General features: G+C 34.6%; 27 protein-coding genes and 1 other RNA gene. 5 read left to right on the forward strand and 23 right to left on the reverse strand.

Annotation, left to right across the window (positions count from 1 at the left end):
- Positions 1-43: 43 nt before the first annotated feature.
- From DFQ03_RS11900 to DFQ03_RS11920, 5 genes are all read right to left on the reverse strand, one after another.
- Positions 44-1,099 carry an iron-containing alcohol dehydrogenase family protein gene (locus DFQ03_RS11900; protein WP_133673534.1) on the reverse strand — a complete coding sequence of 352 codons (1,056 nt, stop codon included), beginning with the start codon at positions 1,097-1,099 and terminating at the stop codon, positions 44-46.
- 77 nt (positions 1,100-1,176) lie between these two features.
- Positions 1,177-1,875 carry an HAD family hydrolase gene (locus tag DFQ03_RS11905; RefSeq protein ID WP_133673398.1) on the reverse strand — a complete coding sequence of 233 codons (699 nt, stop codon included), beginning with the start codon at positions 1,873-1,875 and terminating at the stop codon, positions 1,177-1,179.
- On the reverse strand, positions 1,866-2,579 hold the full coding sequence (gene kdsB, locus DFQ03_RS11910) for a 3-deoxy-manno-octulosonate cytidylyltransferase (protein ID WP_208295924.1): 714 nt from the start codon (positions 2,577-2,579) through the stop codon (positions 1,866-1,868). The genes DFQ03_RS11905 and kdsB overlap by 10 nt, the downstream gene beginning before the upstream one ends.
- A gap of 26 nt (positions 2,580-2,605) precedes the next feature.
- Positions 2,606-3,175 (reverse strand): DUF4126 domain-containing protein, encoded by a 570-nt coding sequence (locus DFQ03_RS11915; RefSeq protein ID WP_133673400.1) that lies wholly within the window; start codon positions 3,173-3,175, stop codon positions 2,606-2,608.
- Positions 3,176-3,235: 60 nt separating this feature from the next.
- Positions 3,236-4,669: an ATP-dependent DNA helicase gene (locus DFQ03_RS11920; protein WP_133673401.1), complete on the reverse strand. Its 1,434-nt coding sequence runs from the start codon at positions 4,667-4,669 to the stop codon at positions 3,236-3,238.
- A gap of 101 nt (positions 4,670-4,770) precedes the next feature.
- Here DFQ03_RS11920 and DFQ03_RS11925 point away from each other — a divergent pair, with 101 nt between their 5' ends.
- The 3 genes from DFQ03_RS11925 to DFQ03_RS11935 are packed head-to-tail and all read left to right on the forward strand — an operon-like array spanning position 4,771 to position 6,771.
- Entirely contained in the window at positions 4,771-5,421 is a 651-nt protein-coding gene (locus DFQ03_RS11925) for a hypothetical protein (RefSeq protein ID WP_133673402.1), read from the forward strand.
- Entirely contained in the window at positions 5,399-6,235 is an 837-nt protein-coding gene (locus DFQ03_RS11930) for a DUF3822 family protein (RefSeq protein ID WP_133673403.1), read from the forward strand. The genes DFQ03_RS11925 and DFQ03_RS11930 overlap by 23 nt, the downstream gene beginning before the upstream one ends.
- Complete coding sequence (locus DFQ03_RS11935; RefSeq protein WP_133673404.1) at positions 6,235-6,771, forward strand: RsmD family RNA methyltransferase; 537 nt, start codon at positions 6,235-6,237, stop codon at positions 6,769-6,771. The genes DFQ03_RS11930 and DFQ03_RS11935 overlap by 1 nt, the downstream gene beginning before the upstream one ends.
- Before the next feature lie 93 nt (positions 6,772-6,864).
- Here the strand turns inward: DFQ03_RS11935 and rnpB are convergent.
- Positions 6,865-7,174: RNase P RNA component class A (gene rnpB / locus DFQ03_RS11940), an RNA gene on the reverse strand.
- Between the two features lie 109 nt (positions 7,175-7,283).
- Between rnpB and DFQ03_RS11945 the strand changes: the two genes are divergently transcribed.
- The gene (locus tag DFQ03_RS11945) at positions 7,284-9,149 is read left to right on the forward strand and encodes a DNA polymerase III subunit gamma/tau (protein WP_133673405.1); all 1,866 of its coding nucleotides are present in this window, start codon (positions 7,284-7,286) and stop codon (positions 9,147-9,149) included.
- Here the strand turns inward: DFQ03_RS11945 and DFQ03_RS11950 are convergent.
- The 7 genes from DFQ03_RS11950 to DFQ03_RS11980 are packed head-to-tail and all read right to left on the reverse strand — an operon-like array spanning position 9,144 to position 15,902.
- Positions 9,144-9,491 (reverse strand): transmembrane 220 family protein, encoded by a 348-nt coding sequence (locus tag DFQ03_RS11950; RefSeq protein ID WP_133673406.1) that lies wholly within the window; start codon positions 9,489-9,491, stop codon positions 9,144-9,146. The two genes, DFQ03_RS11945 and DFQ03_RS11950, sit on opposite strands and share 6 nt — an antisense overlap.
- A 6-nt stretch (positions 9,492-9,497) precedes the next feature.
- A complete protein-coding gene (locus DFQ03_RS11955) occupies positions 9,498-10,871 on the reverse strand; it encodes an alkaline phosphatase family protein (protein ID WP_133673407.1) in 1,374 nt (457 codons plus the stop codon).
- A gap of 1 nt (position 10,872) precedes the next feature.
- The gene (gene eboE, locus DFQ03_RS11960) at positions 10,873-12,066 is read right to left on the reverse strand and encodes a metabolite traffic protein EboE (protein WP_133673408.1); all 1,194 of its coding nucleotides are present in this window, start codon (positions 12,064-12,066) and stop codon (positions 10,873-10,875) included.
- Positions 12,067-12,071: 5 nt separating this feature from the next.
- Entirely contained in the window at positions 12,072-13,232 is a 1,161-nt protein-coding gene (locus DFQ03_RS11965) for a 3-dehydroquinate synthase (protein WP_133673409.1), read from the reverse strand.
- A 7-nt stretch (positions 13,233-13,239) separates the two neighbouring features.
- Complete coding sequence (eboC, locus tag DFQ03_RS11970) at positions 13,240-14,139, reverse strand: UbiA-like protein EboC (RefSeq protein ID WP_133673410.1); 900 nt, start codon at positions 14,137-14,139, stop codon at positions 13,240-13,242.
- A gap of 1 nt (position 14,140) precedes the next feature.
- A complete protein-coding gene (locus tag DFQ03_RS11975; protein ID WP_133673411.1) occupies positions 14,141-15,049 on the reverse strand; it encodes a TatD family hydrolase in 909 nt (302 codons plus the stop codon).
- Between the two features lie 4 nt (positions 15,050-15,053).
- The gene (locus DFQ03_RS11980; RefSeq protein ID WP_133673412.1) at positions 15,054-15,902 is read right to left on the reverse strand and encodes an EboA domain-containing protein; all 849 of its coding nucleotides are present in this window, start codon (positions 15,900-15,902) and stop codon (positions 15,054-15,056) included.
- Positions 15,903-16,023: 121 nt separating this feature from the next.
- Here DFQ03_RS11980 and miaE point away from each other — a divergent pair, with 121 nt between their 5' ends.
- Entirely contained in the window at positions 16,024-16,605 is a 582-nt protein-coding gene (gene miaE, locus DFQ03_RS11985) for a tRNA-(ms[2]io[6]A)-hydroxylase (RefSeq protein WP_133673413.1), read from the forward strand.
- Between the two features lie 8 nt (positions 16,606-16,613).
- Here the strand turns inward: miaE and DFQ03_RS11990 are convergent, their stop codons facing one another.
- The 10 genes from DFQ03_RS11990 to DFQ03_RS12035 form a co-directional block, all read right to left on the reverse strand.
- Positions 16,614-17,504 (reverse strand): Ppx/GppA phosphatase family protein, encoded by an 891-nt coding sequence (locus DFQ03_RS11990; protein ID WP_133673414.1) that lies wholly within the window; start codon positions 17,502-17,504, stop codon positions 16,614-16,616.
- Positions 17,505-17,516: 12 nt separating this feature from the next.
- Entirely contained in the window at positions 17,517-19,583 is a 2,067-nt protein-coding gene (ppk1, locus tag DFQ03_RS11995) for a polyphosphate kinase 1 (protein ID WP_133673415.1), read from the reverse strand.
- Positions 19,580-20,068 carry a SixA phosphatase family protein gene (locus tag DFQ03_RS12000; protein WP_133673416.1) on the reverse strand — a complete coding sequence of 163 codons (489 nt, stop codon included), beginning with the start codon at positions 20,066-20,068 and terminating at the stop codon, positions 19,580-19,582. The genes ppk1 and DFQ03_RS12000 overlap by 4 nt, the downstream gene beginning before the upstream one ends.
- 15 nt (positions 20,069-20,083) lie before the next feature.
- Positions 20,084-20,731 carry a pyridoxamine 5'-phosphate oxidase gene (gene pdxH, locus DFQ03_RS12005; RefSeq protein ID WP_133673417.1) on the reverse strand — a complete coding sequence of 216 codons (648 nt, stop codon included), beginning with the start codon at positions 20,729-20,731 and terminating at the stop codon, positions 20,084-20,086.
- Between the two features lie 78 nt (positions 20,732-20,809).
- On the reverse strand, positions 20,810-21,715 hold the full coding sequence (locus tag DFQ03_RS12010) for a ribonuclease Z (RefSeq protein WP_133673418.1): 906 nt from the start codon (positions 21,713-21,715) through the stop codon (positions 20,810-20,812).
- A 41-nt stretch (positions 21,716-21,756) separates the two neighbouring features.
- Positions 21,757-22,089: a ribonuclease Z gene (locus DFQ03_RS12015; RefSeq protein WP_133673419.1), complete on the reverse strand. Its 333-nt coding sequence runs from the start codon at positions 22,087-22,089 to the stop codon at positions 21,757-21,759.
- A 1-nt stretch (position 22,090) separates the two neighbouring features.
- Positions 22,091-23,017 (reverse strand): aspartate carbamoyltransferase catalytic subunit, encoded by a 927-nt coding sequence (locus DFQ03_RS12020; RefSeq protein ID WP_133673420.1) that lies wholly within the window; start codon positions 23,015-23,017, stop codon positions 22,091-22,093.
- A 4-nt stretch (positions 23,018-23,021) separates the two neighbouring features.
- Positions 23,022-23,561, reverse strand: coding sequence for a bifunctional pyr operon transcriptional regulator/uracil phosphoribosyltransferase PyrR (gene pyrR / locus DFQ03_RS12025; RefSeq protein WP_133673421.1), 540 nt, complete (start codon positions 23,559-23,561; stop codon positions 23,022-23,024).
- A 113-nt stretch (positions 23,562-23,674) separates the two neighbouring features.
- Positions 23,675-24,403 (reverse strand): LytR/AlgR family response regulator transcription factor, encoded by a 729-nt coding sequence (locus tag DFQ03_RS12030; RefSeq protein ID WP_133673422.1) that lies wholly within the window; start codon positions 24,401-24,403, stop codon positions 23,675-23,677.
- Complete coding sequence (locus DFQ03_RS12035; RefSeq protein ID WP_133673423.1) at positions 24,400-25,434, reverse strand: sensor histidine kinase; 1,035 nt, start codon at positions 25,432-25,434, stop codon at positions 24,400-24,402. The genes DFQ03_RS12030 and DFQ03_RS12035 overlap by 4 nt, the downstream gene beginning before the upstream one ends.
- Positions 25,435-25,441: the final 7 nt, after the last annotated feature.

Raw genomic sequence — 25,441 nt, forward strand, 5'->3', positions numbered from 1 at the left:
GACAAACCTTCTTTTTATGAGTAAAAGGTAATATTATATTTGACTATATTTTTTGATAAATAGTCTTTAGCTTTTTGGGGGTAATAATAGATTTCCATTGCTCGCCTAATGCATTTTCCCATAAGGGTGCCATTCCTAATGCAACGGTAATCATCGTATCCATTTCTGTATTAGACAAGTTTGCGCATATACCTTTTGGCAATTCTATATTATGCTTTTTTAGCATTTTATTGAATAACGCAACTCCCTCTGGATAAAACTCTTCTAAATATTGAAAAACAAGACAATTGCCTATTCCGTGCTTTACACCTAAAACGTACCCTAAACCATAACTCATAGCATGTGCAACACCTACTTGTGAATAGGCTATGCTCATACCACCATGCCATGATGCCATCATTAATTTTTCCCTACTTTCTGATGCCAATATGTCTTCTAAAAAAACTTCTTTGCAAAGTTCTAAAGATTTCTCTCCATAACTCTGACTGAATGCATTCAAGAATGTTCCGTTCAAAGATTCAATACAATGTATATAACAATCCATACCTGTATAGAACCATTGTTCTTTTGGTACACCTTTGGTTAAATCTGGATCTAATAAAACTTGATCAAAAGTGGTATAATCTGAATTTATACCTAACTTTTTTTCTGGACCCATTAATACTGTAGTTCTTGAAACTTCAGCACCGGTACCACTTATGGTAGGTATACCTACGTGATATATTGATTGTTTATTAACCAGGTCCCATCCTTGATATTCTGATGCGCTACCTTTATTAGTCAGCATAATTGCGACTGCTTTTGCCATATCTAAAAGGGTGCCACCACCAATTCCGATAATGCCCGATGGCAATTCGGTGAACTTTTCCTGAATCATCTTCACAAGAGCATCTACCTGTCCAGTTTTGGGCTCTTCTTCGGCAGAAATTAAAACAATCTGATCACAAAATATACTCGGAATTCTATTAATGAGTTCTGTATTCTCAAAAACATCATCAACCAAATAAATCATTGGTGCTTCTGAATGCTTTCTTTTTGGCATTAAAATGTCACCTAAAGTATCAAAACTGCCTTTTCCATAAACTACTCTTGGTACCATTGGGAAATTTCTAAACTCCTCTGACGCCTTTGTTGGTATTTTCTTCAATATCATTTGTTTATTCACGTCCATTTTCATTAAACATATTCCAATATATCAGTTAAGGTAGAAATGGTCATATATCCTTTATTTTCAATGGGACCCTTTACCTCTTCATGCTCCCAAGTGGTATGAAAGGGCACATGTATTGCCCTTGCTCCTATTTCTACTAATGGTAATACATCTGATTTTAGAGAATTACCGATCATTAAAAACTCACTAGGAGCTATTTGTAAATGTTCTAGAAGGTCGCTATAATTTTTCTCTTTTTTATCACTTAATACTTCTACATGATGAAAATATTCTGACAATCCGGATCTTTCTAATTTTCGCTCTTGATCTAAAAGGTCGCCTTTTGTCAAGACAATTAACCGATATTTATCTTTCAAGCTTTTTAAAACCTCTTCAATACCATCTAACAATTCTACCGGTTGGGTAATCATATCTTTTCCTAAATCTAAAAGTGCTCCCAATGTCTTTGTCGATACTTCATTATTGGAAAGTTCTAAAGCACACTCAATCATAGAAAGCATAAAGCCTTTTATACCGTAACCGTATAAATCTAAATTCTTTATTTCTGTTCTAAAGAGCTCTTGATCTATTTTATTTTTGGTTTCGTACTTCTCCAATAAATTCGCGAACTTATCTTCAGTATCCCTAAAGTAAGTCTCATTTACCCACAAGGTATCGTCTGCATCAAAGCCAATTACATTAATTCCGTCAAAATTTATTTCCATGCTGCTTGGGCTTTCTTTAGGTCTTCAGGAGTATCTATTTCGATACCCTGAACATTAGTTTCTACCATTTTTATCTTCTTACCATATTCTAAATAACGTATGGCTTCAATTTTCTCCGTGGCTTCTAATTGTAGCATTGGTAATCGTTGAAAATCCATCAAAGCACTTTTTCTAAAGGCGTATATACCTTTGTGCTTATAATAAATGGTCTGTTCACTCTTTGCTCTTGGATAAGGTATAGGTGATCTAGAAAAATACAGCGCAAAATCTCTATTATCTACTATTACCTTTACCGTATTCGGATTGTTAATTTCTTCTTCATCTGTAATTTTCACCATTAGAGAAGCCAAATCAATTTCTTTGTGAATATCATCTTCAAAAACTTTCATTACTCCTTCTAAGCTTTCTCTATCCGTAAACGGTTCATCTCCTTGAACATTTACAATAATATCAACATCCATCTGCATTACGGCCTCTGCAATACGATCACTACCACAATCATGCTCTTTTTGGCTCATAATAGCCAAACCACCTTCTTTTTTAATAGTGTCATAGATAACATCGCTGTCTGTCACTACGTATACTTCATCAAATAAATTGGTATGTACTGCAGCTTGATATGTTCTTAAAATGACCGGTTTACCAGCCAGGTCCTGCATTAATTTGGCAGGAAATCTTGATGCCGCATATCGGGCAGGAATCATTGCTATTTTCTTCAACTAAATCTATTTTAAGTATTAGTCTTTGGTCGTAATTTTCTGTAAATCCTAAAAATGATCACTAAAATGATAATGACCAAAACGGCTGCTAAGATAGGTGCAAATATCGAAGCAATGGAAACAACTGCAGCTGTTCCGGTTTCCACCGTTGTAATTACTGGGTTCGCCAAACCGCCAGTTGTGGCTGTAGAAGCCAATCTTCCTGTGGCACCAGCTCCTTTAATAGCTGTAGCAGTACCGCCACCCGCTATTATTGCCAATGACCAAGTTATTACCGGATCAAGATCTGCTACCGTAGAAACCATCACCGCAGTACCGGCTATAGCTGCCAAGGGCACCGCTATACTATCTAATAAATTATCGAACCACGGTATGAAATAGGCAAATATTTCTAATAATGTAGCAACGCCTAAAGTTAGAACAGCTACTATACTTCCTATCCATTGCCAATTATCATTCAGTTCCCATACTCCGAAATATGACGCCAAACTCAGGGCAAATAAGGGTAGAAAAACTCTAAATCCTACAGATGCCGCTAACCCAATTCCTAAAAATATACTTAAAACTGTATCTGTTGTCATATTCAATTTACTATTAGAGAAATATTTTCCTATATCAATAGTTACTAAAATAACCTTTTCTTATTCAAGAAAAAAATCATCTTTAAAACCTATTAGATACAACTTGCTCTTTGCCCTGGTAACTGCAGTATATAGCCATCTAAGGTATTCTTTATCTATACCGTTCGGCAAATAGGGTTGTTCTATGAAAACAGTATTCCATTGTCCCCCTTGAGATTTATGACAGGTTATTGCATATGAGAATTTCACCTGCAAACCATTGAAGTATTTATTATTTTTTACACCCAGAAATTTCTTGTACTTTGAACTTTCATGTGCAAAGTCTTTCATGACCTCTTGATACAGTCTGTTACCATCTTCATATGATAAAGACGGAGATTCTGCAGTAATCGTATCTAACAACAAAACAGTTTCAAAAGGTGCCATATTAGGATAATCAACCATTTTAACCTTCACCTCGGCAAACTTAAATGTGAAAATTTCTTTAATATCAAATATTTCTAAAATTTCTATGATATCTCCGTTTGCAATAAAACCGGCTTCTGTGCTAGGCTTTAACCAATAGTAATTATTTTTAACCACCATCATAAAATCGCCTACAGCAATATCATTCTCTAAAAATAAAATTCGCTCTCTTATATTCTGATTGTAAAGATTTGCACGTTTATTAGAGCGGACTATAAATGCAGTTTCTTCTTTTCCGTTTTCTGAATATGAACTGTCGATGGCTTCTTGAATTTCATTACCATCTATTAATCGTACAATATCAGTGAACGGATCTACATTAAATTTAAAATCTTCAAAGAAATCACTTTGCAATTGCTCTCTTAATAAAGTTGCATTTGCTAATATTCCTGAATCACCTGCTTGCCTCACTACTTCATTCAACTCTAAATGAACCACTTCTTTATTATAATTCAATGAAAGTTTATCGCCATCTAAAGCTGGGCTCAATACTAAATGAACCGGCGGCAATTGTGCTGTATCACCTATTAACAATAATTTACATTTATGCCCAGAGTACACGAACATCATTAAATCATCTAATAAAGAACCGTTCTCGAATAATTTAGAATCTGCAGCAGTATCTGGTATCATAGATGCTTCATCTACTATAAATAAGGTATCTCTATGTTTGTTTGGTGCTAATACAAACTGTACTCCCCCACCACTTTGCTTCTTCGGAAAATATATTTTTCTATGGATGGTAAATGCCTGTGTTTTTGAATAATTCGACATCACTTTTGCCGCTCTACCGGTCGGTGCCATGAGCACAGCTTTCTTCTGAACTTTCCATAAACTGTTAACTAAAGTGCCTATTAAAGTAGTTTTACCCGTACCAGCGTAACCTTTTAACAAAAAAACTTCATCCTTGACATTCGAAAGCGTGAACTCAGCTAATTTTTGTAAAGCCACTGATTGTGTGGCAGTTGGTGTATGTGGAAATTTTGATTCTAGTATACTATAGAATGATGCGGGTGTCGTTGGTTTCATGTGCCTTCAAAGATAAAGATGATTTTTAGCCTAAAAACTTTTACGATTAAAAAAAAATTGTAGATTTGTGAAGACCACTAAATAAAAATAACACATACGAAATGAAGACCGTTATACAAATTGTACTTTGGATTGGATGTATCGCTTTAGGATACTTTATCTACAACTCCATAACTGGACCAATTAAATTTAAAGAGGTAAAAGAGGAACGTTTTTCTCAAGTTATTGCCAAATTAAAAGATATCAAAAATTCTCAAGAGGCATACAAAACCGTTAATGGTAAGTACGCAAATGACTTCAATAGTCTTATTCGTTTTATTGACACTGGTAACTATGTTATTACCCAACAGAGAGACTCTTCTTTCATGGAGTTTGACAAAGCTTACGGTATTGATATGTTGAAAGAAGTTAAAATCATTGATACATTAGGATTAGTATCTGTTAAAGATTCACTTTTCAAAAATGATACTAGATATAAAAGCTTAATGGATGTGCCTACAGCACCAAACGGTGAAAAATTCACAATGAAAGCTGGCTTTGTTGAAAAGAGTGGCTATAAAGCTCCTGTATTCGAAGCAAAGGTTGATAAAGAAGTTGTTCTTTATGACCAACCTAAAGATTTATTATCTCGTGAAAAAGCAGCCTTAAGTGTAGAAGAAGTAAATGGACCATTTATTTATGTAGGTTCTTTAGATGATGTTAGCACAAGCGGTAACTGGCCTCCTATTTATGACAAAAAAATTAAAAAATAGTAGCTTAAACATAGCGGATAAAAATTTTAAGAAATTGTCCATTCAGGTTAGCTTGAATGGACTTTCTTTTTGTGTAGCTGATACTGTTTCACAAAAATTATTGATTTCTGACAAAGTGGATTTTTCTGATGAAAAAAATCCGATGACCGCTAAAGATGAATTGAAAAAACTTTTTCAAAAGCATGATATAGAAAATATGGTGTTTGACGAGGTAGTTGCTGTTCATAGAAATACCCTTTTCGGGCTTGTACCTAAATCTTTGTTCAACCCGAATAATTTAAATGAATACCTTAAATTCAACACAAAGGTATTAGCGAATGATGTTTTAGCATATGACGAGGTCGAAAATCATGACTTAGTCAATGTTTATGTACCCTACGTAAACATCAATAATTATATATATGATCTTTTTGGTGAATTCGATTTTATGCATAATGGCACGGTATTACTGCAGTTTTTGCTAAATAACCAAATACAAAATCAAGAGATTACTTGTTTTGCACATGTTAATAAAGAGCAGTTAGACATAACTGTGCTAAACCAACGTAAACTACTTCTATACAATAGTTTTAAATATCAAACAAAAGAAGACTTCGTCTATTACCTTCTATTTGTAATCGAGCAACTAGAATTAGATCCTAAAACTGTAGCCGTAAAACTATTTGGAAGCATAGAAGAAGATGACGAAATTTTTAAACTTTGCTATAATTACATTCAAAATATTAGCATTTTTGAACCATTGACCGCTCAATTATTAAAGCTTGGAGAGACCTCGACAAGCTCTATAGACTTCACACTTATTAATACTATATAATGCGCATCATATCAGGAAAACATAAAGGACGCCACTTAATGGCCCCTAAAAAACTACCTGTAAGGCCTACAAAAGATATGGCCAAAGAGAGTTTGTTCAATATTCTGAACAATAGTTTCTATTTTCCAGATTTGAAAATTCTTGATCTTTTTGCCGGTACCGGTAATATTAGCTACGAATTCTCTTCAAGAGGTGTTGATGATGTACTTGCTATTGATGCACATTCTGGCTGTATTGAATTCATTGATAAAACCGTAGAAATGTTAGATATGAATATTCGCACTTTAAAAAGTGATGTATTTAGTTTTCTACAAAGAAATACTGAAAAGTTCGATATCATATTCGCTGATCCTTTCTATGACATGGAGCTTTCTGATTTTGAGAAATTACCAGAATTAGTTTTTGAAAATGACCTTCTATTAGAAGACGGTGTGCTAATTATTGAACATTCTAACCGCACTAGCCTAGCTGAGTTTCCTCACTATAAAAACTCTAGAAAATACGGCGGAAGTGTTTTTAGCTTTTTTGAAAAGTAAATTTCAAAATATAGCCTTATTACAGCAAAATAAGATTCTTCGATTACGCTCAGGGTTCATTCGATTACGCTAATAGTAGCTTTGCAATATTATTAAAAAAGCAGGCCATAAGCCGGATTCTGTATTCTGAAAAAATTCAGAATTCCTTATCATTTATCTAGGCAAAGGGTTACCCCAGAGCTCGAACCGCCTACCCTTCGGCTTGAGCGTGCAGCCCTCAAACACCGATTTACATGACGTTTCACCGTATAGAGTTTACCTGGTTTCACTACAGCCGAACTGTACTTGCTTTCTGTTGCACTTGTCCTCACTTCTCAGTGGACGGGCGTTACCCGCTATACTGCACTATGGTGTCCGGACTTTCCTCTCCCAATTACTTGGCAGCGATAAGGTGGCCTGCTTAGCGCAAATGTACTGCAATTGTTGATAACTAAGGATGATCTCTTTTCTTAATTCTCTTTAGAATTAAAGGCTATAATTATATTTGTACAAGATTAATCAGAAGTAGCAATTTGGAACCATTTATTGTATCGGCTAGAAAGTATAGACCACAGACATTTAAAGATGTTGTGGGTCAACAATCTATTACCAATACATTACAAAATGCGATTGACCAAAATCACCTGGCACAAGCATTACTATTCTGTGGACCAAGAGGTGTTGGTAAAACTACTTGCGCCCGTATCTTAGCCAAACAGATAAATTCTGATGGTACCGAACAAGAAAATGAAGATTTTGCTTTCAACATCTTTGAACTTGATGCCGCTTCTAATAACTCGGTCGATGATATTCGTAATCTTATTGACCAAGTTCGTATACCGCCGCAGGTAGGTAAATACAAAGTATATATCATTGATGAGGTACACATGTTGTCTCAGTCTGCTTTCAACGCATTTCTAAAAACGCTAGAAGAGCCACCAAAGCATGCTATTTTTATATTAGCGACTACTGAAAAACATAAGATTATACCAACGATTCTGTCTAGATGTCAAATTTTTGATTTCAAGAGAATTACAGTTAAAGATGCTGCTGAGTATTTAAAATATATTGCTGAAAACCAAGGTATAAATGCTGAGGAAGACGCGTTGCACATCATTGCCCAAAAAGCTGATGGTGCCATGCGTGACGCTTTATCGATTTTTGATAGAGTAGTTAGTTTTTCTGGTACTGAACTTACTCGTAAAGCAGTTACCGAAAATTTAAACGTATTAGACTACGATACCTATTTTGAGGCTACAGATTTAATATTGGAACATAATATACCAGGGTTATTATTGTTGTTCAACAAGACATTATCTCTAGGTTTTGACGGGCACCACTTTATATCTGGATTAGCATCTCATTTTAGAGATTTAATGGTATGCCAACATCCTGACACTATTACCCTATTAGAGGTTGGTGAAGCTGCACAGCAATTATACAGAGACCAAAGTAAAAAGACCTCTCCTTCCTTTCTACTTAAAGGTTTGGAAATTTCAAATGACTGTGATTTAAAATACAAAACAAGTAAGAATCAACGCTTGTTAGTTGAACTTACACTTATGAAACTTGCCTCTATCAATTTTGATGGAGAAAAAAAAAATCCTGAATCCGTAGCTCTCAGAAACAAGACTATTGATTTTATTGCTCCTTCCGCATTTTACAATCAAGTACCTAAAGCACCAATTAAGGAATCTGAGTTGAAATCAGTAACCGGAAATCAACCAGCTGCTACAGAAATTGAAGTTCCAAAAGAAACACTTGCTCCGAATAAGACAAACGAAACACCAGCAGAATCAAAACTAATTGTAAAGACTACTGAAATCGAGGCAGAACAAGCAATTGTAAAAACCAAGGAACATCAAGAAGAGACTAAAAAAGCGCCAACGGCAAATACTGATACCGATGGTAAAAAACCGATTATAAATCGCCCTACCAAAAGAGTTTCAGGACTTTCAATTTCGAGCTTAAATGCCAAAAAGCAACACGAGCTTAATAAAATTGAAGTTGTTATTGATGAAAACAACTTACCTAAAGATAATTTTACCGAAGAAGACTTACGTAAGCATTGGGCAGATTTTATAGAAATTATTGATAAGAAAGGTCAAAAGATTCTAGCTTCTAACCTTCATTCAGATATTCCGAAATTAAAAGAAGGCTTTGCTATTCATTTAGAGCTTCCTAACGGAACCATGAAAAAGGAAATTGAGCGTGAGCAGTTCGCATTAATGGAGTATTTACGTGCTAAACTGAACAATCACTTTGTACATTTAGATATTGTTGTAAACGAAACTACATCTACCAAATTTGCCTTTACACCTGAAGAGAAATACGAAAAATTACGAGAAAAGAATCCGGTTATTGATTTGCTAAGATCTGAATTCGACCTTTACCTATAATTTTCTTTTTATTCGGAAGGAGAATATTAAAAGTACTATTGAAATTATCAATAATCCAAAAGCCTCTCTACCCAACTCTACCGTTTTAATATCACCATCATTTAAATCAAATCCCTGAAAGTCTGCAGGATAAAGGTACATGAAGCCTATAAAAGCAAGCACACCTAATATCATCGGCACTATATATCCGATTTTATTTAAAGCAAATAATAAAGAGATTAAAGCTGCAATAGCATATATGATAATCCAACCTAACGAGTCTGGATCATTGTATTGTAAAACAGCACCAACAGTAAACAACAGGGCAAAAACGTAGCCTAATATCTTAAATAATAGATTCATTTGAATTTAGTTTAAAAGGTGATCTTCAATAAGATTACGTACTTGTATTGCACTAATAGTCTGATCATTATCACCCGTTACATGATTACTTATAAAGATAGGAAAGTCATCAACATCTTCGGTTAAACGACCATGTGAACCTTTAATCAACGTAGCATCAATAGGTATGATATTCATTACCGTTCTAAAACCTATTTTTTTCTTAAGTAGTTTGCCTACCACTTTTGCCATCACCAATTTATCTTTTGGATCGGTCATCATTTCAACAGGATCATAGCCCGGTTTTTTATGAATATCAACCATTCTAGCATAATCTGGTGCTTTAGCATCATCTAACCAAAAATAGTAGGTAAACCAAGAGTCTTTATCTGCAACAACTACAATATCACCACAACGTTCATGGTCTATCTTATAAGTCTTTAAATCGTCTCCATACAATACTTTCTCTACGCCCTCAATTGATTTCATCAATTCGGCAACACGCTCTATATCTTTAGATTGTTTACAATATACATGCGCTATTTGATGATCAGCCACTGCAAACGCATCACTTTCCCCAGCATCTAAAAGCTCTAATCCCCGTTCTTCGCGTATAGCTAACATACCCTCTTTTCTTAAAACACGATTAAGATGAATTGGTCTGTTTACATTTGTAATTCCGTATTCCGAGAGAAGTATCACCCTGGTTTCTATTGCTTCATAGTGATTCGCCAAATTTTTCACTACAGCATCTATTTCATTTAAATCTTTAGAAATTATCTCAAAATCGAGTCCATATCGCTGCAGGTTATAATCTAAATGAGGTAAATAAATTAAGGTTAGATCGGGATTATGCTTTTTATCCGTTAATACTGCCGCATCGGCAATCCACTTAGAAGAATTTATGGTTGTTTTAGGTCCCCAAAATTCAAATAATGGAAATGTACCTAACGTACTTTGCATCTCATCTCGCAATTGAGCCGGATAAGAATATACATCTGGAATTTTTCTGCCGTCTGCCAAATAATTAGGTCTTGGAGTAAGACTAAAGTCAACATTACTGTACATGTTGTACCACCAAAAATGGTTTGCACAGGTAAAATTGGGATACTCTTTCTTTATATCATCCCAAATTTTTGGCTGCCGCACAAGTTTGTTAGACTGCCTCCAAAACTTAACCTCGCATTCATCTTTAAAATACCATCCATTACCAACTATACCATGGTCTGTTGGCCATTTACCTGTTACATAGGTAGATTGCACAGAGCACGTTACAGCAGGTAGTACAGGCTCTATATAGGATGCCTGCCCTCTCTTCAAAAATGATTTTATAAACGGCGTATGTTCACCTATCAATCGTTTCGTTAACCCAACTACATTTATGACTACCGTTTTTTTCATATTACATGTGTGATTTAAACCACTCTATTTCTCGTATTATTGATACTGATAAATCTTGTTTTAGAGCAACCGGAAGCACATCCCAAGTATAGGTCTCAATTTCTAAGTGTTCTGAAATTGGATCTAATTTCAAGTACTGCATAGTTTTCAAAATATGGTCTTGGGTAGAGAAAAGCTCTCCATATTTCTCTAGAAAAATTGGTACATGGTAATGAGCCCGTAGTTCTTTGTGATTTCTCTCCCCTTCTAAAACCAAAGGAAGATCGCTGTAGGTCTTTACCTTACCATCAATTATTTCGGTAACTTGATGTAAGTAAGTAGGCTCATTGAATTGAGACAACTGTTCCCAAATTTTCTCATCATTTTTACCGTTAAAAAGAATTTTCAATGCTGCACTTACTTGAATTTTACCAACTTTTATATCATTGGCCTTAAACTTTGTAAACGTATCAATTGGCTCTTCATAAGCCAAAGAAAAATGACAAACGTCATAACAAACGGTAATGTATTTCTTAATTATAGCTTCTGCCTTGTTAGCATCTACACCTAATTCTTGCTTAAAATAAGTTACTCCTATAGGCACTAAAAAATCAGCATAAAATTCCAATACCTCTTCACTATTTTCTAACAATCCGTCTGGCTCAGGCTCAATATCCAAATGCAGATATTTTCCTGTTGATTTCTCTATATTATGCAATTGAAAAGCAACTTCAAGCATATTCTTTGCCCCAGTTTCAAATGCATTTTTAATTGCACTATCCGTCTTATGCCAATATCTATAGGTAATAGGCGATGTTGAAATTCCGCCATTCATTCCTTCGGGAAGCAGTTCAGATAATTGGCGAAACATTCTTTTTGTATACTCTAATCGACCATTTGTAGTCCAGTCAGGAGCATGGACCATATCTTTTACACGTTCATCATGAAAATTACCATATGGAAAACCGTTCATGGTAAACACATATAAATGATTAGTATCTAACCATTGTTTAAATTCGGACATGTTATTACCCATTTCAAGCTCTTCACTTGCTTTATTGGATAATCGAAGCCCAAGACCAAAAGGTTGTTCTTTTGAAACCTTACTTTTTATACCTGGCACATGTTGTTTAATACTTTCAAAAGTACTTTTCCAATCTTGTCCCGGGTGTATATTTGTGCAATAAGTTAGATGAAATTTATCTTGTAGTTGCATTGAACTTAATTTAATGCGAATTGATGATTTAATTTTGAAATTGCCTGCGACATTAGCCCCATATCAATGGTGTGCACATCATGCTTCACTCCTAAATCAGAAATTAGAGTAATTGTCAATTGCCCCCCTAAATGCTCTCTAAACTCCTCTATTCCATTTAACAGCGCCTCTATTTCTTTCTTACTTTCTACCGGTAATGACAAATCAAAACCTATTGCTATCATTACATCTAAAATGTGCTGTAAATCTTCTTCGGAAATTAAGCCAATAAGTTGTGCGTAGGTGACGTCTAATGCAATGCCTTTTGCTACTGCTTCACCATGTCTTAATTCATAATTGGTCATGAATTCCATCTTGTGGGCAGCCCAATGTCCAAAATCCAACGGTCTAGATGATCCCGATTCAAATGGGTCTCCACCTTGTGCAATATGGTGCATATGCATTTCTGCGCACTTATAAATTACATATTGCATAGGTTCCATTTCCCTATTCTTTAAAGCTGTTGCGTTGTCCGCTATATATTTAAAAAACGTCTTGTCTTTAATTAAAGCTACCTTAATGGCTTCTGAAATTCCGGAAATCCAATCGCGTTGTTCTAAGGTTTCAAGAAAATTACTATCGTTGATTATTGCAAATGGCGGAGCGAATGTTCCTAAGAAATTCTTCTTCTTAAAGGCATTTACACTGTTCTTTACACCAACGGCAGAATCGTTCTGAGATAAAACCGTAGTAGGTATTCTGATCAGCTTTACTCCCCTATGTGCAATAGCTGCAGCATAACCGACCATATCTATCACCGCACCACCACCGATAACGACAACGAATGAATGACGACAAATTTTATTTTCGTTGACTCCTTTTAAAACGGATTCAATGGCATTATCACTATTCTTTACCTGCTCGCCGCCTGGCAGAACCAAAGTATCGGTATATTTTATAATCGACCGATTCTTTTCAGAATATTCCTCAATTTGACGGATTAAAGCCGGATGATAATTTTTAACTCCGTCATCCAATACAAAGAAAAGTTTAACGGGCTCAAAATCTTTATAATCCGCAATTAGATTTGCGAACAACGGGTTCTCTAAAGCAAATAGTCCTGATGTGAAGTACAACTGATAATCATATTGCACTTGAAAAGACTGTTTTATAGGTTGTAATTGCATACGTATTTTATGTTACTGCAAATAATTTAGACAAAAGCATGGATAATGGTAATAACAGCAGAACTGCTAAAGCTAAATACCAGTTAGAAAAACCGGCCACCCAGCAAGCGTTCATAACAACTAAGGACAACACACCGCCCATTACTGCTTTTTTAATATTCTTTGGTGAATTTTCTTTATATGCCTTAATTAAGGGCGAATAAATTAAAAACCCGAACAAAAGTAAAAACGGCAATAACACCAAGAGATTGTCTTTCTGTTGTATTACAATTAACGCAATAGACAGTACAACTATTGCATAGAGAATACCTGCCCAAACAATGTGTTTTTTATTATCACCATGTACCTCACCTCTACTGATCAAAGTGATGGCAAATATATATACGACCGGAACCAATGAAATGTACCAATTAGTAAGGCTTCCTAAAATAGACATGCCCAATAAAAGATTCAAACCACGGCAAATACCCATATTCAAAGGACCAGCAAAACTGAATTGCTTGAAATACCCATCGTACGTTAAAATAGCAATGGTCAACACCACAGATATTAGCCCGGACAACAATGTGCAATTAAATGCCAAAGTTATACCGATCAACATTAAAATGGTTCCAAAATAAATAGCTTCTCGTTTAGGTACAAGTCCGCTTGGTATTGCTCTTTCAGGTCTTTCAATCGCATCTAATTCCGCATCGAAAACATCGTTAAAAACAACTCCGCCTGCATATAAAGCAACTGACGAGAGAACTAAAAGAAGCACATCGCCGCTTTGTTCTGTTAGGAATTTTAGCGCCTCAATATTTTTTAGATATAATGCTATAGCGATACCTGCTAAAATATCTGCTGCTGCAGTCGGCAAATTTGCGGGTCTTGCCAAACGAGCAAAACCCATTAACTTCTCTTTCATTTTAGGTTATTTGGTCTTCGTCTATTCTTGGTTTCTGACCTCTTAAAACACTATTATCATTAAATAATTGCGATTGATTAATACTATCTGGCTGTAACCAATGTGCTTCTTTCATTTTACCGTTTTTACTAAAAGCATCTAAGGCATTTTGGTAACAGGTCTTTCTAACATCTTCCATAGAAATACCTCTTTTCAACATTAAAGACGCTGTTTTTGGCACTGCTAATGGATCACTTACACCCCAGTCTGCCGAGCTATCTACTATAATGTTAGAACTACCAAATTTCTTCACTACCTCTACCATTCGCTCATTACCCATCTTTGTTTTTGGGTAAATGGTGAAAGCAGCTATGAATCCGCGGTCAAGAACTTCTTTTACCGTTTCTTCGTTATTATGGTCAATAATCACATTGGCTGGATCTAAACCGTGTTCTAAACAAACCTCCATGCTCTTTATGGTCCCTGCTTTTTTATCCCTGTGCGGTGTATGAACCTGAACGGTCATATCTAATTCCTTAGCCATATCTAACTGCATTCTAAAGAACTTGTCTTCTGCAGGAGTTTGATCGTCGTAGCCTATTTCACCAATAGCAACTACATTTTCTTTATGTAGATATAAAGGCAGTAACTCTATAACCTGTTCTGCCAAAGCCTCGTTATTAGCCTCTTTAGAGTTTAAGCCAATAGTGCAATAATGTTTGATACCAAATTGGCTAGCTCTAAAAGGCTCCCAACCAACAAGACTGCTAAAGTAATCTTGAAAAGAACCAACTTGGGTTCTAGGTTGGCCCAACCAAAAAGAAGGTTCTATTATCGCTACAACTCCTGCTGCCGCCATTGCTTCATAATCATCTGTTGTTCTTGACGTCATGTGAACATGCGGGTCAATAATCATCATTTTATCTTCCATTCTATTATTGTTTAATCGTATTCCAGGTTATCTGCCCCTCCGCTATTTTATGTTTTAGCTCTGGTTTACTATTTAAAAGTGCCAATGCTTTATCATTTTCTGAATAATAACAACAAAGGGCCCCTGCTTTATTTTCTATTTCATCATCGCTGTTAAGCAAAGTCTTCATATCATCTAAAAGCTGTTCGTTTAAAAACTTAGAAACAGGTCTCCAAAACAACGGGTCTATTTTTCTTCCAGCAGCCCACCTTTCATGTGCGTAGTCCGAAATGATTCTGGTCAAATCTTCATTTGCCCTCTCATCAACAGCTTCTAATTGAGAAAGATCTCGCTCCATAAAAGCCGCTTTCAAAAACATCTGATTCCATTGTTGGTCGTTAAAATATTTTGCAGGATATGGATTGTTCATCGCTATAGCATCGAATATAGTAGCTATATTGGTTCTCAACGCTTCTACTGCTGTTTGCTTGTAAGCTTCCGGATTGGGCAGTAAAACCAAGTATTTCAAAAAGGTTTCTAATTCACTTGTATCTGCCACTTGTATGATATTGGCGACCTTGGGCGTATAAAATTCGACATCTTGCCGAAGAACCTCAGCTAGCAGGTAAATACGCGATATTTGCAGCATATTTGCCCCATGCTCATTGAAATAGCGCGAACTGTCGGTATCTAACGTATCAAATGATATCGCATTACTCGCATCATACTTCGCATTTAACAAGCTATAGGTCATAAATAAATCTTTAGAAGATTTATTTTCTTTCAAGCTTTCAATTTTACCTTTTAACCAAGCGACATTTTCAGGTGCCCCATACTTGATCAATATATCTTGAATATCTTTTTGATTGTGCATTGTTGTTGTTTGGATAGTCTCTATATCAAAAATAATTATTATTCATCAGGAAGTGGTCTAGGTTTTTGATTAAAATTCGCTAGGTCTACAAATTCTTTCTAATTTTGAAAAAAAGTTATCTATGTTAGGCCTAAAACTACCTACCGATCCACGATGGGTCAATATTGTAGAAAAGAATATTGACGAAATATTAACCGATCATGCATATTGTGAGCAAAAAGCTGCTAGTACCGCTATATCGCTTATTGTATCTTTCCCCGAATATACTGAGCTTGTTGAAGAAATGGTTGCTTTATCAAGAGAGGAAATGGGTCATTTTAAAATGGTGCATGACCTTATTTTAAAACGCGGTAACACTTTAGGTAGAGACCGTAAAGATGATTATGTAATTCAGCTAATCAAATTCTTTCCAAAAGGAGGAAGCAGAACTACCCAGTTAGTACATAGATTACTTTATGCAGCACTTATTGAAGCTCGTAGCTGTGAGCGATTTAGACTATTATCTGAAGAGCTAGAAGATAAAAAATTAGCCGAATTCTATCATAAATTAATGATTAGTGAAGCCGGTCATTATACTATGTTCTTAAAATTTGCCCGTAAATATGGAGAATTAGAAGAGGTGAATAAAAAATGGGAAAGTCTTCTGGTATATGAAGCTCAAATCATGAAAGATTTAAGCAAAAAAGAATCTATTCACGGATAAGGCTTACCTCATTTAGTTTCCGAATTATACAGATCCTTTATAATACCATCTGAAAGCCCGATCTTAGGAACATGAATCTTCTTAGCTCCACTCCATTTAGCGGCCGAAAGAAATATTTTAGTTGCTGGAATTATAACGTCTGCCCTATCTGGATTTAGCCCAAGCTCGGATATTCTGTCGTCATAACTTAAGCTGTCTAAAAAATGATACTGAGCGTTCAGCCAAATATAAGATAAAGGTTCACCTTCTTTTCTTCCTGAAAGTTTATGTAGCTTATTGATATTACCCCCAGAGCCAATTATGGACAATTTAGGTTTGTCCTTTAAATTGAACTTAATCCATTCTTCTAATTTTTTCCAAGTTTCTGGTTTTACCATATCGTTCAATAGACGTACCGTACCTAGCTTAAACGATTTGGACACTTGTATTTTACCATAAGAAAACAAAGTAAACTCAGTACTACCACCACCAACATCTATATATAAATAGCATTGATCATCTTTAATCAAGTTTTTTAAATCTGTTGAGGCAATTATGGCAGCTTCCTGCTTACCATCTATTAAGTCTATCTTAACCCCAGACTCTTTAACTATCTTTTCAATAATCTCATTTCCGTTATTAGCTTCCCTCATGGCAGAAGTGGCACAGGCCCTGTACTTTTCAACTCCCGCTACATCCATTAAAAGCTTAAAGGCTTTCATTGTCTTTATCAACCTTGCTTCATTTACTTCAGATATTTCACCAACTGTAAATGCATCTTCGCCCAATCTTACAGGAACCCTTATTAAAGCACTTTTTCTAAATTGGGTTCTTTTGCCTTTGTCTTCAATGACGTTATGTGTAAGCAACCTAATAGCATTAGAGCCTATGTCAATCGCTGCAAATTTTCTTACCTTCAAAAGATATCTTTTTTAAGAGTCTTGTTTATTTAAATAATACTCGTACGTTGCAAATTGCGACCTAATTCTAGGTAACGTTGTTTTTCTATACGCATTATCTTGCGCTACGTTGAATACACGTGCTTTCATATTATCTTTCCAACAAATATCAAAAGTGTCCATCAATTCTTTTTTAATATCCTCATCATAAATTGGGCAACCTACTTCTACTCTATAATCGAGGTTTCTGGTCATCCAATCTGCAGAGGATATATATATTTTAGTATCACCACCATTAGCGAATGCGAATATGCGTGTGTGTTCTAAAAATTTATCTATTACACTTATAGCTTCTATGTTTTCACTCATACCCTCAACACCTGGTATTAAGCAACATATACCTCTTATGATCAACTGGATCTTTACCCCTGCCCTACTCGCTTCATACAGTTTATCAACCATCTTATATGATGTAAAACTGTTCATCTTTATTTTGATAAACGCAACTTTACCTTGCTTGGCATTTGCAATCTCATTATCAATTAATTTCATGAATGCATTTTTGGTATAATGCGGGGATACAATAAGGTGCTTGTATTTATTTATCTTATAAGTTGTCTCAAAGAAGTCAAAGACCTTATTCAATTCTTTTAATATAGAATCATCTGCAGTAAAAAGGGTGAAATCAGTATAAATTCTTGCGGTAGATTCATTGAAATTACCTGTACTTACGAAGCCGTAACGTTTGATTGAACCAGCTTCTTCACGCTCAATTAAACAAATTTTACTGTGCACTTTTAACCCTGGTACACCGAAAATCAGTTTTACTCCTTCTGCCTGTAATTGTTCCGCATATTCAATATTGGCTTGCTCATCAAAACGAGCTTGAAGCTCAATCTGTACGGTAACTTGCTTACCATTTTTAACCGCATTAATTAATGATGCAGCTATTTGAGAGTTACTTGCCAACCTATACACCGTAATCTTAATAGTTCGAACTTTAGGGTCGAGCGCAGCTTCTCGCAAAAACTTTAAAACATATGTAAAGGTATGATATGGTGTATATTGTAAATAATCTTTTTTAGCGATACTTTCTAAAATACTACCCTCTACACTTAAACCTTTTACCGGTAATGGTACAATTTTATCGTACAGTAAATCTTTTCTACCCAAGCTCGGAAAGCCCATATAATCTCTACGGTTGTGATATCTACCGCCAGGTATTACACTATCCGTATCTTCAATATTCATCTTCTCTTTTAGAAAAGTTAAGGTATCTCTACCTATACTTTTGTCATATACAAAGCGTACAGGATCTCCAATTTTTCTGTGTTCTACACTAGATGATATTTTCTCAATAAAACTCTTACTTAAATCATTGTCGATATCTAGCTCGGCATCTCTTGTAATCTTAATCATATGAGCCGAAATAGACTCGTACTCAAACATGGTAAAAATGTTGCCCAAGCAGTATCTAATTAAATCATCAAGAATGATTATATAACTCTTTTCTCCTTCGTCTGGCAATACAACAAAACGGTCTATTCCCTTAGGAATTTCAATTAATGCATATCGTTTCTCCTTCTTACTTTCTTCGCTTTTAATGACCATTTTTACTGCCAAATATGCTGCAGTATCTTTTAGGGTAGGAAAACGAGTAAGATCATTAAGAATGATGGTCATTAACTGCGGACTCACCTCTTTCAAGAAATAGGCTTTTACAAACTCCTTCTGGCTTTCGTTTAGCTCTGTTTCTTTAATGATAAATATATTCTTGCCCTCTAGTTCATGCTCTATTCTTCTTAGAATGGTTAAACTTTTGGTTTGCTGTTCAATTACAATATTGGTAATCTCTTCTAAGAGATCTTTAGCTTTTTCACCACCAAGTACACTTTTTCCAGTTTTACCTGCTTCAACTATACGCTTAACCGTTGCATATCTAACTTTAAAAAACTCATCTAGGTTGTTAGAGAAAATACCTAAAAAACGAAGTCTTTCAATTAATGGAACATTCTTATCTGCGCTTTCTTGTAATACACGCTCGTTGAACCATAACCAACTTATCTCTCTATTTACGTACTGATTGTTATTTTTTATCATGCTTTTAGTTGCTTCGGAAAAATGGTTTGTATTGTTGAACCTTTTGAAATATTAACCCAGGTATTTTCATCAAATTGCACATGAACAAATCCGCTAGTAGGTACATTAATAATATGCTTATCACCTAATGAATTTGCCAAATGGGTAAAGGTATGGTTATGCCCAAAAAGAAGGACATTTTCTAAATTATCATCTAAATTCTTAATAAATTGTAGCACTTGGTCTCCTGAAAAATCATACAACTCTGAATTTATAATACAATTCTCAAGAGGATACTTAAGTGCTCGCAAGCAAATCATACAGGTATGAAACGCCCTGTTTGCCGGACTCGTATAAACGTGGTCTATTTTTAAATTCTTTCTTGCTATTTCTTCCCCTACCAAATGCGCATCAAAAACACCTCTTTGTAATAATGACCTGTCTTGATCACTAACATTTAGTTCCCAAGAAGACTTACCATGTCGCATTAAATATAAATTCTTCATATAGCTTACTATAATTTAAGGAGCCAATCGTTCTATTTTCCAATCAAAATCATTTGTCAGCGTATAACGAATACGATCATGCAATCTATTTGGTCTACCCTGCCAAAACTCCATCGACACTGGTCTCACCAAATACCCGCCCCAATGTTCTGGTCTTTCAATTTCCTTACCATCATACTCTTTCTCTAACTCGGTAAGTTTATTTTCTAATACAGACCTAGAATCTATAACATTGCTTTGATCAGAAACCAAAGCTCCTAATTTACTTCCGTCAGGTCTTGATTCAAAATAACCATCAGAGAGATTTTTTGCCAATTTCTCGGCGGTACCTTTTATAATTATTTGGCGTTCTAAATTCGCCCAGAAAAAAGAAATACAAATTTTAGGGTTTTCACTTATCGCTCTTCCCTTCTCACTATTATAATTGGTATAAAAAATAAAACCTTCGTGTGTATATTTTTTAAGAAGAACAACCCTACTTTTCGGAAAACCGTCTAAGCCTACCGTAGAAACCGTCATGGCATTAGGTTCGTCTACTCCGTCTGATTTTTCAACCTCATAAAACCATGTTTGAAATAGCTGAATGGGGTTGTCAGATATACTATCTTCCATCAACGCGCTTTTTTCGTATGATTTTCTATAATCCCCTAAATCTTTTTGCATCATTTTCGTGTTAAAAACAATATAAACAAAGTTCTAAAAAGAAAGGAAAATAAACGGTATAAAAACTGATTAAAAGGTTTAAAAATCGAAAGTTTTGCCATCATTGGCAAGAAGCACATTTGGAAAAATTTTTGATGCTTCTTCTTTAAAAAGCTCGATAGATTTATAACGTGTAGAATAATGACCTAATACTAAGGTTTTTACATTAGCATCTTTTGCTACTTTCGCTGCTTGCAATGCCGTAGCGTGCTTGGTTTTTGTTGCCAATTCTACCTCTGACTCTAAAAAAGTAGATTCATGATACAAAACGTCAACATCTTTAATTTTTGCAGCTAAGCTTTCATCATAAATAGTATCACTACAAAAGGCATAAGATTTTGGTTTAGGAGGATCAAAAGTCAATTCGTTATTCCCAATTATCTCTCCATTATCTAAGGTAACATCTTTACCATTTTTTATATTTTGATAATATGCTTTATCAATACCATATTTCTCTGCAGCCTCAATGTTCAATTTTCTCTTTCCAACTTTTTCCCTAAACAAATAGCCATTTGTATAGATTCTATGATCTAAAGGAATTGTGGTTACACTAATCTTTTCATCTTCAAATACAAGTTCTGACTCTTTACTTGAAAGTTCATGAAAGAGTAAAGGGTAATTAGTCCACGAATCTCCCAATTTTAAAAGTAAAGTAATTGCTTCTTTTATACCTTTTGGTCCATAGACATGAAGTTCTTTCTCTCTGCCAAGTAATCTCATTGTAGAAATGAACCCTGGTAGACCAAAAAAATGGTCTCCGTGAAGGTGCGAAATGAAAATATGATTAATTCTTGAGAACTTTATTTTATGCCTTCTAAGCTCTACTTGAGTACCTTCTCCACAATCTATTAAAATAATATGATTGTTTATCTCAAGAACTTGTGAAGTTGGGTTCGTAAGGGTTCTTGGTGTTGCCGCATAACATCCCAATACAGTAAGATGCATAAAAAAGTACTTAAGTATTCTTATTTGTTCTTCAGGTCTATTTAAATACCTAAATCACGTTCTATTTCTTCCATTTCAACTATGTCCCTAGCTTCTTGAAGCGTAGGCACTAAATTGATTTCTTCTGGCACATCGTCATATGATACCTTATCGGACACCAATACGAATGAATTACCATTCTTTTTATGCTTTCTGGCTATTTCTAAAAATGAAATAACATTGTAAGGGGTCAATTTAGTGAAGCTCAACAAGTCTAACACTAGATTATCGTTCTTTAACTTTGCATATTCTTTCTGCAAATTCTCCAAAAAACGCTCAATTGAAATTTCTTCTTGAGAAACAATAATCAACGATTCTTCTTTAGTAAAAATCATATCATTTAATTTTAGATGCTAACAAATAAATTACCGCCATACGAATGGCAACTCCGTTTTCAACCTGATTCAAAATGATTGATTGTTTTGAATCGGCAACATCACTTGTAATTTCAACTCCTCTATTAATTGGTCCGGGGTGCATAATTACAATTTCTTTATCCAAACTATCAAGTAATTTTTTATTCACTCCAAATTGCTGAGTGTATTCTCTTGTAGTCGGAAAATAAGATATATCCAATCTTTCGTTCTGTATACGTAGCATATTTGCCACATCGCACCATTCCAGCGCTTTTCTCAAATCTGTTTCTACACCTACACCTAAAGATTCTATAAATTTTGGCAACAAAGTTTTAGGTCCACATACCTTAACGTTTGCTCCTTGTAATTTTAGCGCGAAAATGTTTGAAAGCGCTACCCTTGAGTGAAGAATATCACCTACGATCACTACATTTTTACCAGCAACATCACCAAGTTTTTCACGAATGGAGTAAGAATCTAATAATGCTTGCGTAGGGTGTTCATGCGCGCCATCGCCCGCATTTACAATCGAAGCATTTACATGTTTTGACAAGAATATACCCGCCCCAGGATTTGGGTGTCGCATGACCACCATATCTACTTTCATAGATAAAATGTTATTGACGGTATCTATTAAGGTTTCTCCTTTTTTTACAGATGATTGACTGGCAGAAAAATTAAGTACATCTGCAGATAGTCGTTTTTCAGCAAGCTCAAATGATAATTTAGTTCTAGTACTATTCTCAAAAAATATATTGGCAATAGTGATATCTCGAAGTGAAGGAACTTTTTTAATGGAGCGATTGATTACTTCTTTAAAATGATCTGCAGTTTCAAAAATAAGCTGAATATCGGTTTCCTTTAGGTATTTAATTCCCAGTAAGTGTTTAACACTCAGTTCGCTCATTTTCTTATCTATTTACTAAATATATAATATCCTCCCCATCATTTTCTTCCCACATCACCTTTACTTTTTCATCATTAATAGCATCTACTTGACGACCTCTATAATTAGGTTGTATTGGCAAATGTCTACTAAATCTACGGTCTATCAAGCACAAAAGTTCTACATCTTTTGGTCTACCAAAAGACTGCAGAGCAGTCAACGCTGCATTTATACTTCTACCAGTATAAAGAACATCATCTATTAAGACCACATTCTTATCTTCTATCAAGAAATCGATTTTTGTTTTTGTAGCTTCTAAAGTCTTGTCACCGCGTCTAAAATCATCGCGATAAAAAGTAATATCCAAGAAACCTAAGTCTATCTGTTTTACTTTGTATTCTTCTTTTAGAATTCTAGTTAAACGTTGTGCAAGAAACTTACCTCTAGGTTGAATACCTATTAATACCGTATTTTCAAAGCTTAAATGATTTTCAAGAAGCTGACAAGCCAACCGATGCAGGATGATATTTATTTCTTTGGAAGAGAGTAAAACTTTTTGACTCATAATTTGCACCCGTGCTTTTAGCTAAACAAAAATAGAGAATTCTATCTAAACTTTGATAGGTTAAATTAGGAAGTAAAATCGAAAGAATAAATTTAGGTAGCCATCAAGGCAATCTACAAACCTAATATAGAGAAAAAAGCCTCTTTATGACTTTCACCAATGGGAATTCTCATATCATTTATAACTATTCTATTACGCTGAACAGTTTTAATATAATTTACATTTACAAGGTAAGATTTATGTACTCTAAGAAACTGATTAGAAGGTAATTTACTCATAATCTCCTTGAAACTCATAAGTGTAAGTATGGTTTTGTTGGTATTGGTAATGTGTATTTTTAAATAATCTTTTAAGCCCTGTACATATTCGATTTGATCTAAATCTATTTTAATACTTTCGTATTCTGCCTTTACAAAAATGAACTTTTTGTCAACTGAATTATCGCCGGTAGATGAGAAAACATTTGCCTCCATAATAGTTTTTTGTTTTTTAGAAATTAAATCTTGTACTCGTGAAACTGATTTTATAAAGCGATGATATGGTATAGGCTTTACTAAATAATCTACTGCATTCAACTCAAACCCTTCAACGGCATATTGAGAATAGGCCGTTGTAAATATGAAAAATGGTCTATTATCTAAAGTGCCCATAAAATCGATCCCATTGATTTGGGGCATTTCGATATCGCAAAAAATCAAATCGATTTTCTTCTCTTTTATATCACTAATAGCATCTAACGGATTGGTGTACGTTTTTACTAAATCGATAAAATCTAGCTTTTCACAATAACCTGAAAGTATTTCTATCGCTAATGGCTCATCATCTATAATTATACATTTCATAGGCTAGATTGTTTTTGGTAAATAGTTAATGACACTTCATAATTTTTTCCATCATTGTCAACTTCGAGATCATGTAACCCTGGGTAGATTAGCTTTAATTGGTTTCTAATATTTTCTAAACCAATACCAGAGTTCTTAGTAGGCTCTCTAAAAACTCCTATTTTGTTCTTTACATTCAAATAAACCGATACATCTGTAATGGTCAATGTAATTTTTACATAGGTCTTGCCTTTATAGTCGGTACCGTATTTAAAGGCATTTTCAATAAAAGAAATAAATAGCAAAGGCGGTACCGCTCTTCCCCTATCTTCTCCTGTTATTTTTAAAGAAACGTTTTCACTGTCAGATAATCGTAAACGCTGTAATTGAATGTAACTTTTTATATAATCTATTTCTTTGTTCAACGGCACCAAATCTTTATCGGCCTCATAAATCATGTATCGCATTAGCTCAGATAAATCAACGATAGCCTCAGAAGTATCTGGCGATTTTTTTACCGAAAGCGCATATATTGTATTGAGTGTATTAAATAAAAAATGCGGATTCAATTGTGCTTTCAAAAACTGTAACTCAGATTTTATATTCTCTTTTTCTACTGATAAACGCAAAGTCTCGTTACGTTTCCATTCTACATACATTCTTAAAATGGCACTGATAACATATGGTATACCAAGGCTTACGAAAGACCTATAATAAGGCATAACACCAAAACCTCTTGTTCGTTCTCTATCCATGAAAAAATTCTCTGGAAACTTAGGTTCATAAAAATGATTCAGCAACAAAGCCGAAACAATTAATAAACCCAACGAAATTATCAAATAAGACAGCACACTTTTTTTTAATAAATACTCTGGTACTACGTAGAAGTAGTTAAAATAAAAAAGAACGATTATAACGATTAGCTTCGGAAAGACATCTGAAGGAATTGGTCTTGCATCGTTTAAAATAGGATAAAAAGTGAGTCCGTATAACAATATCCATATACTAATATGAACAACTATTTGAATCTTATTTTTAATAATCGATTTCATAAAGAAA

The organism is Maribacter caenipelagi, from assembly GCF_004364175.1.
GTDB classification, from domain to species: domain Bacteria; phylum Bacteroidota; class Bacteroidia; order Flavobacteriales; family Flavobacteriaceae; genus Maribacter; species Maribacter caenipelagi.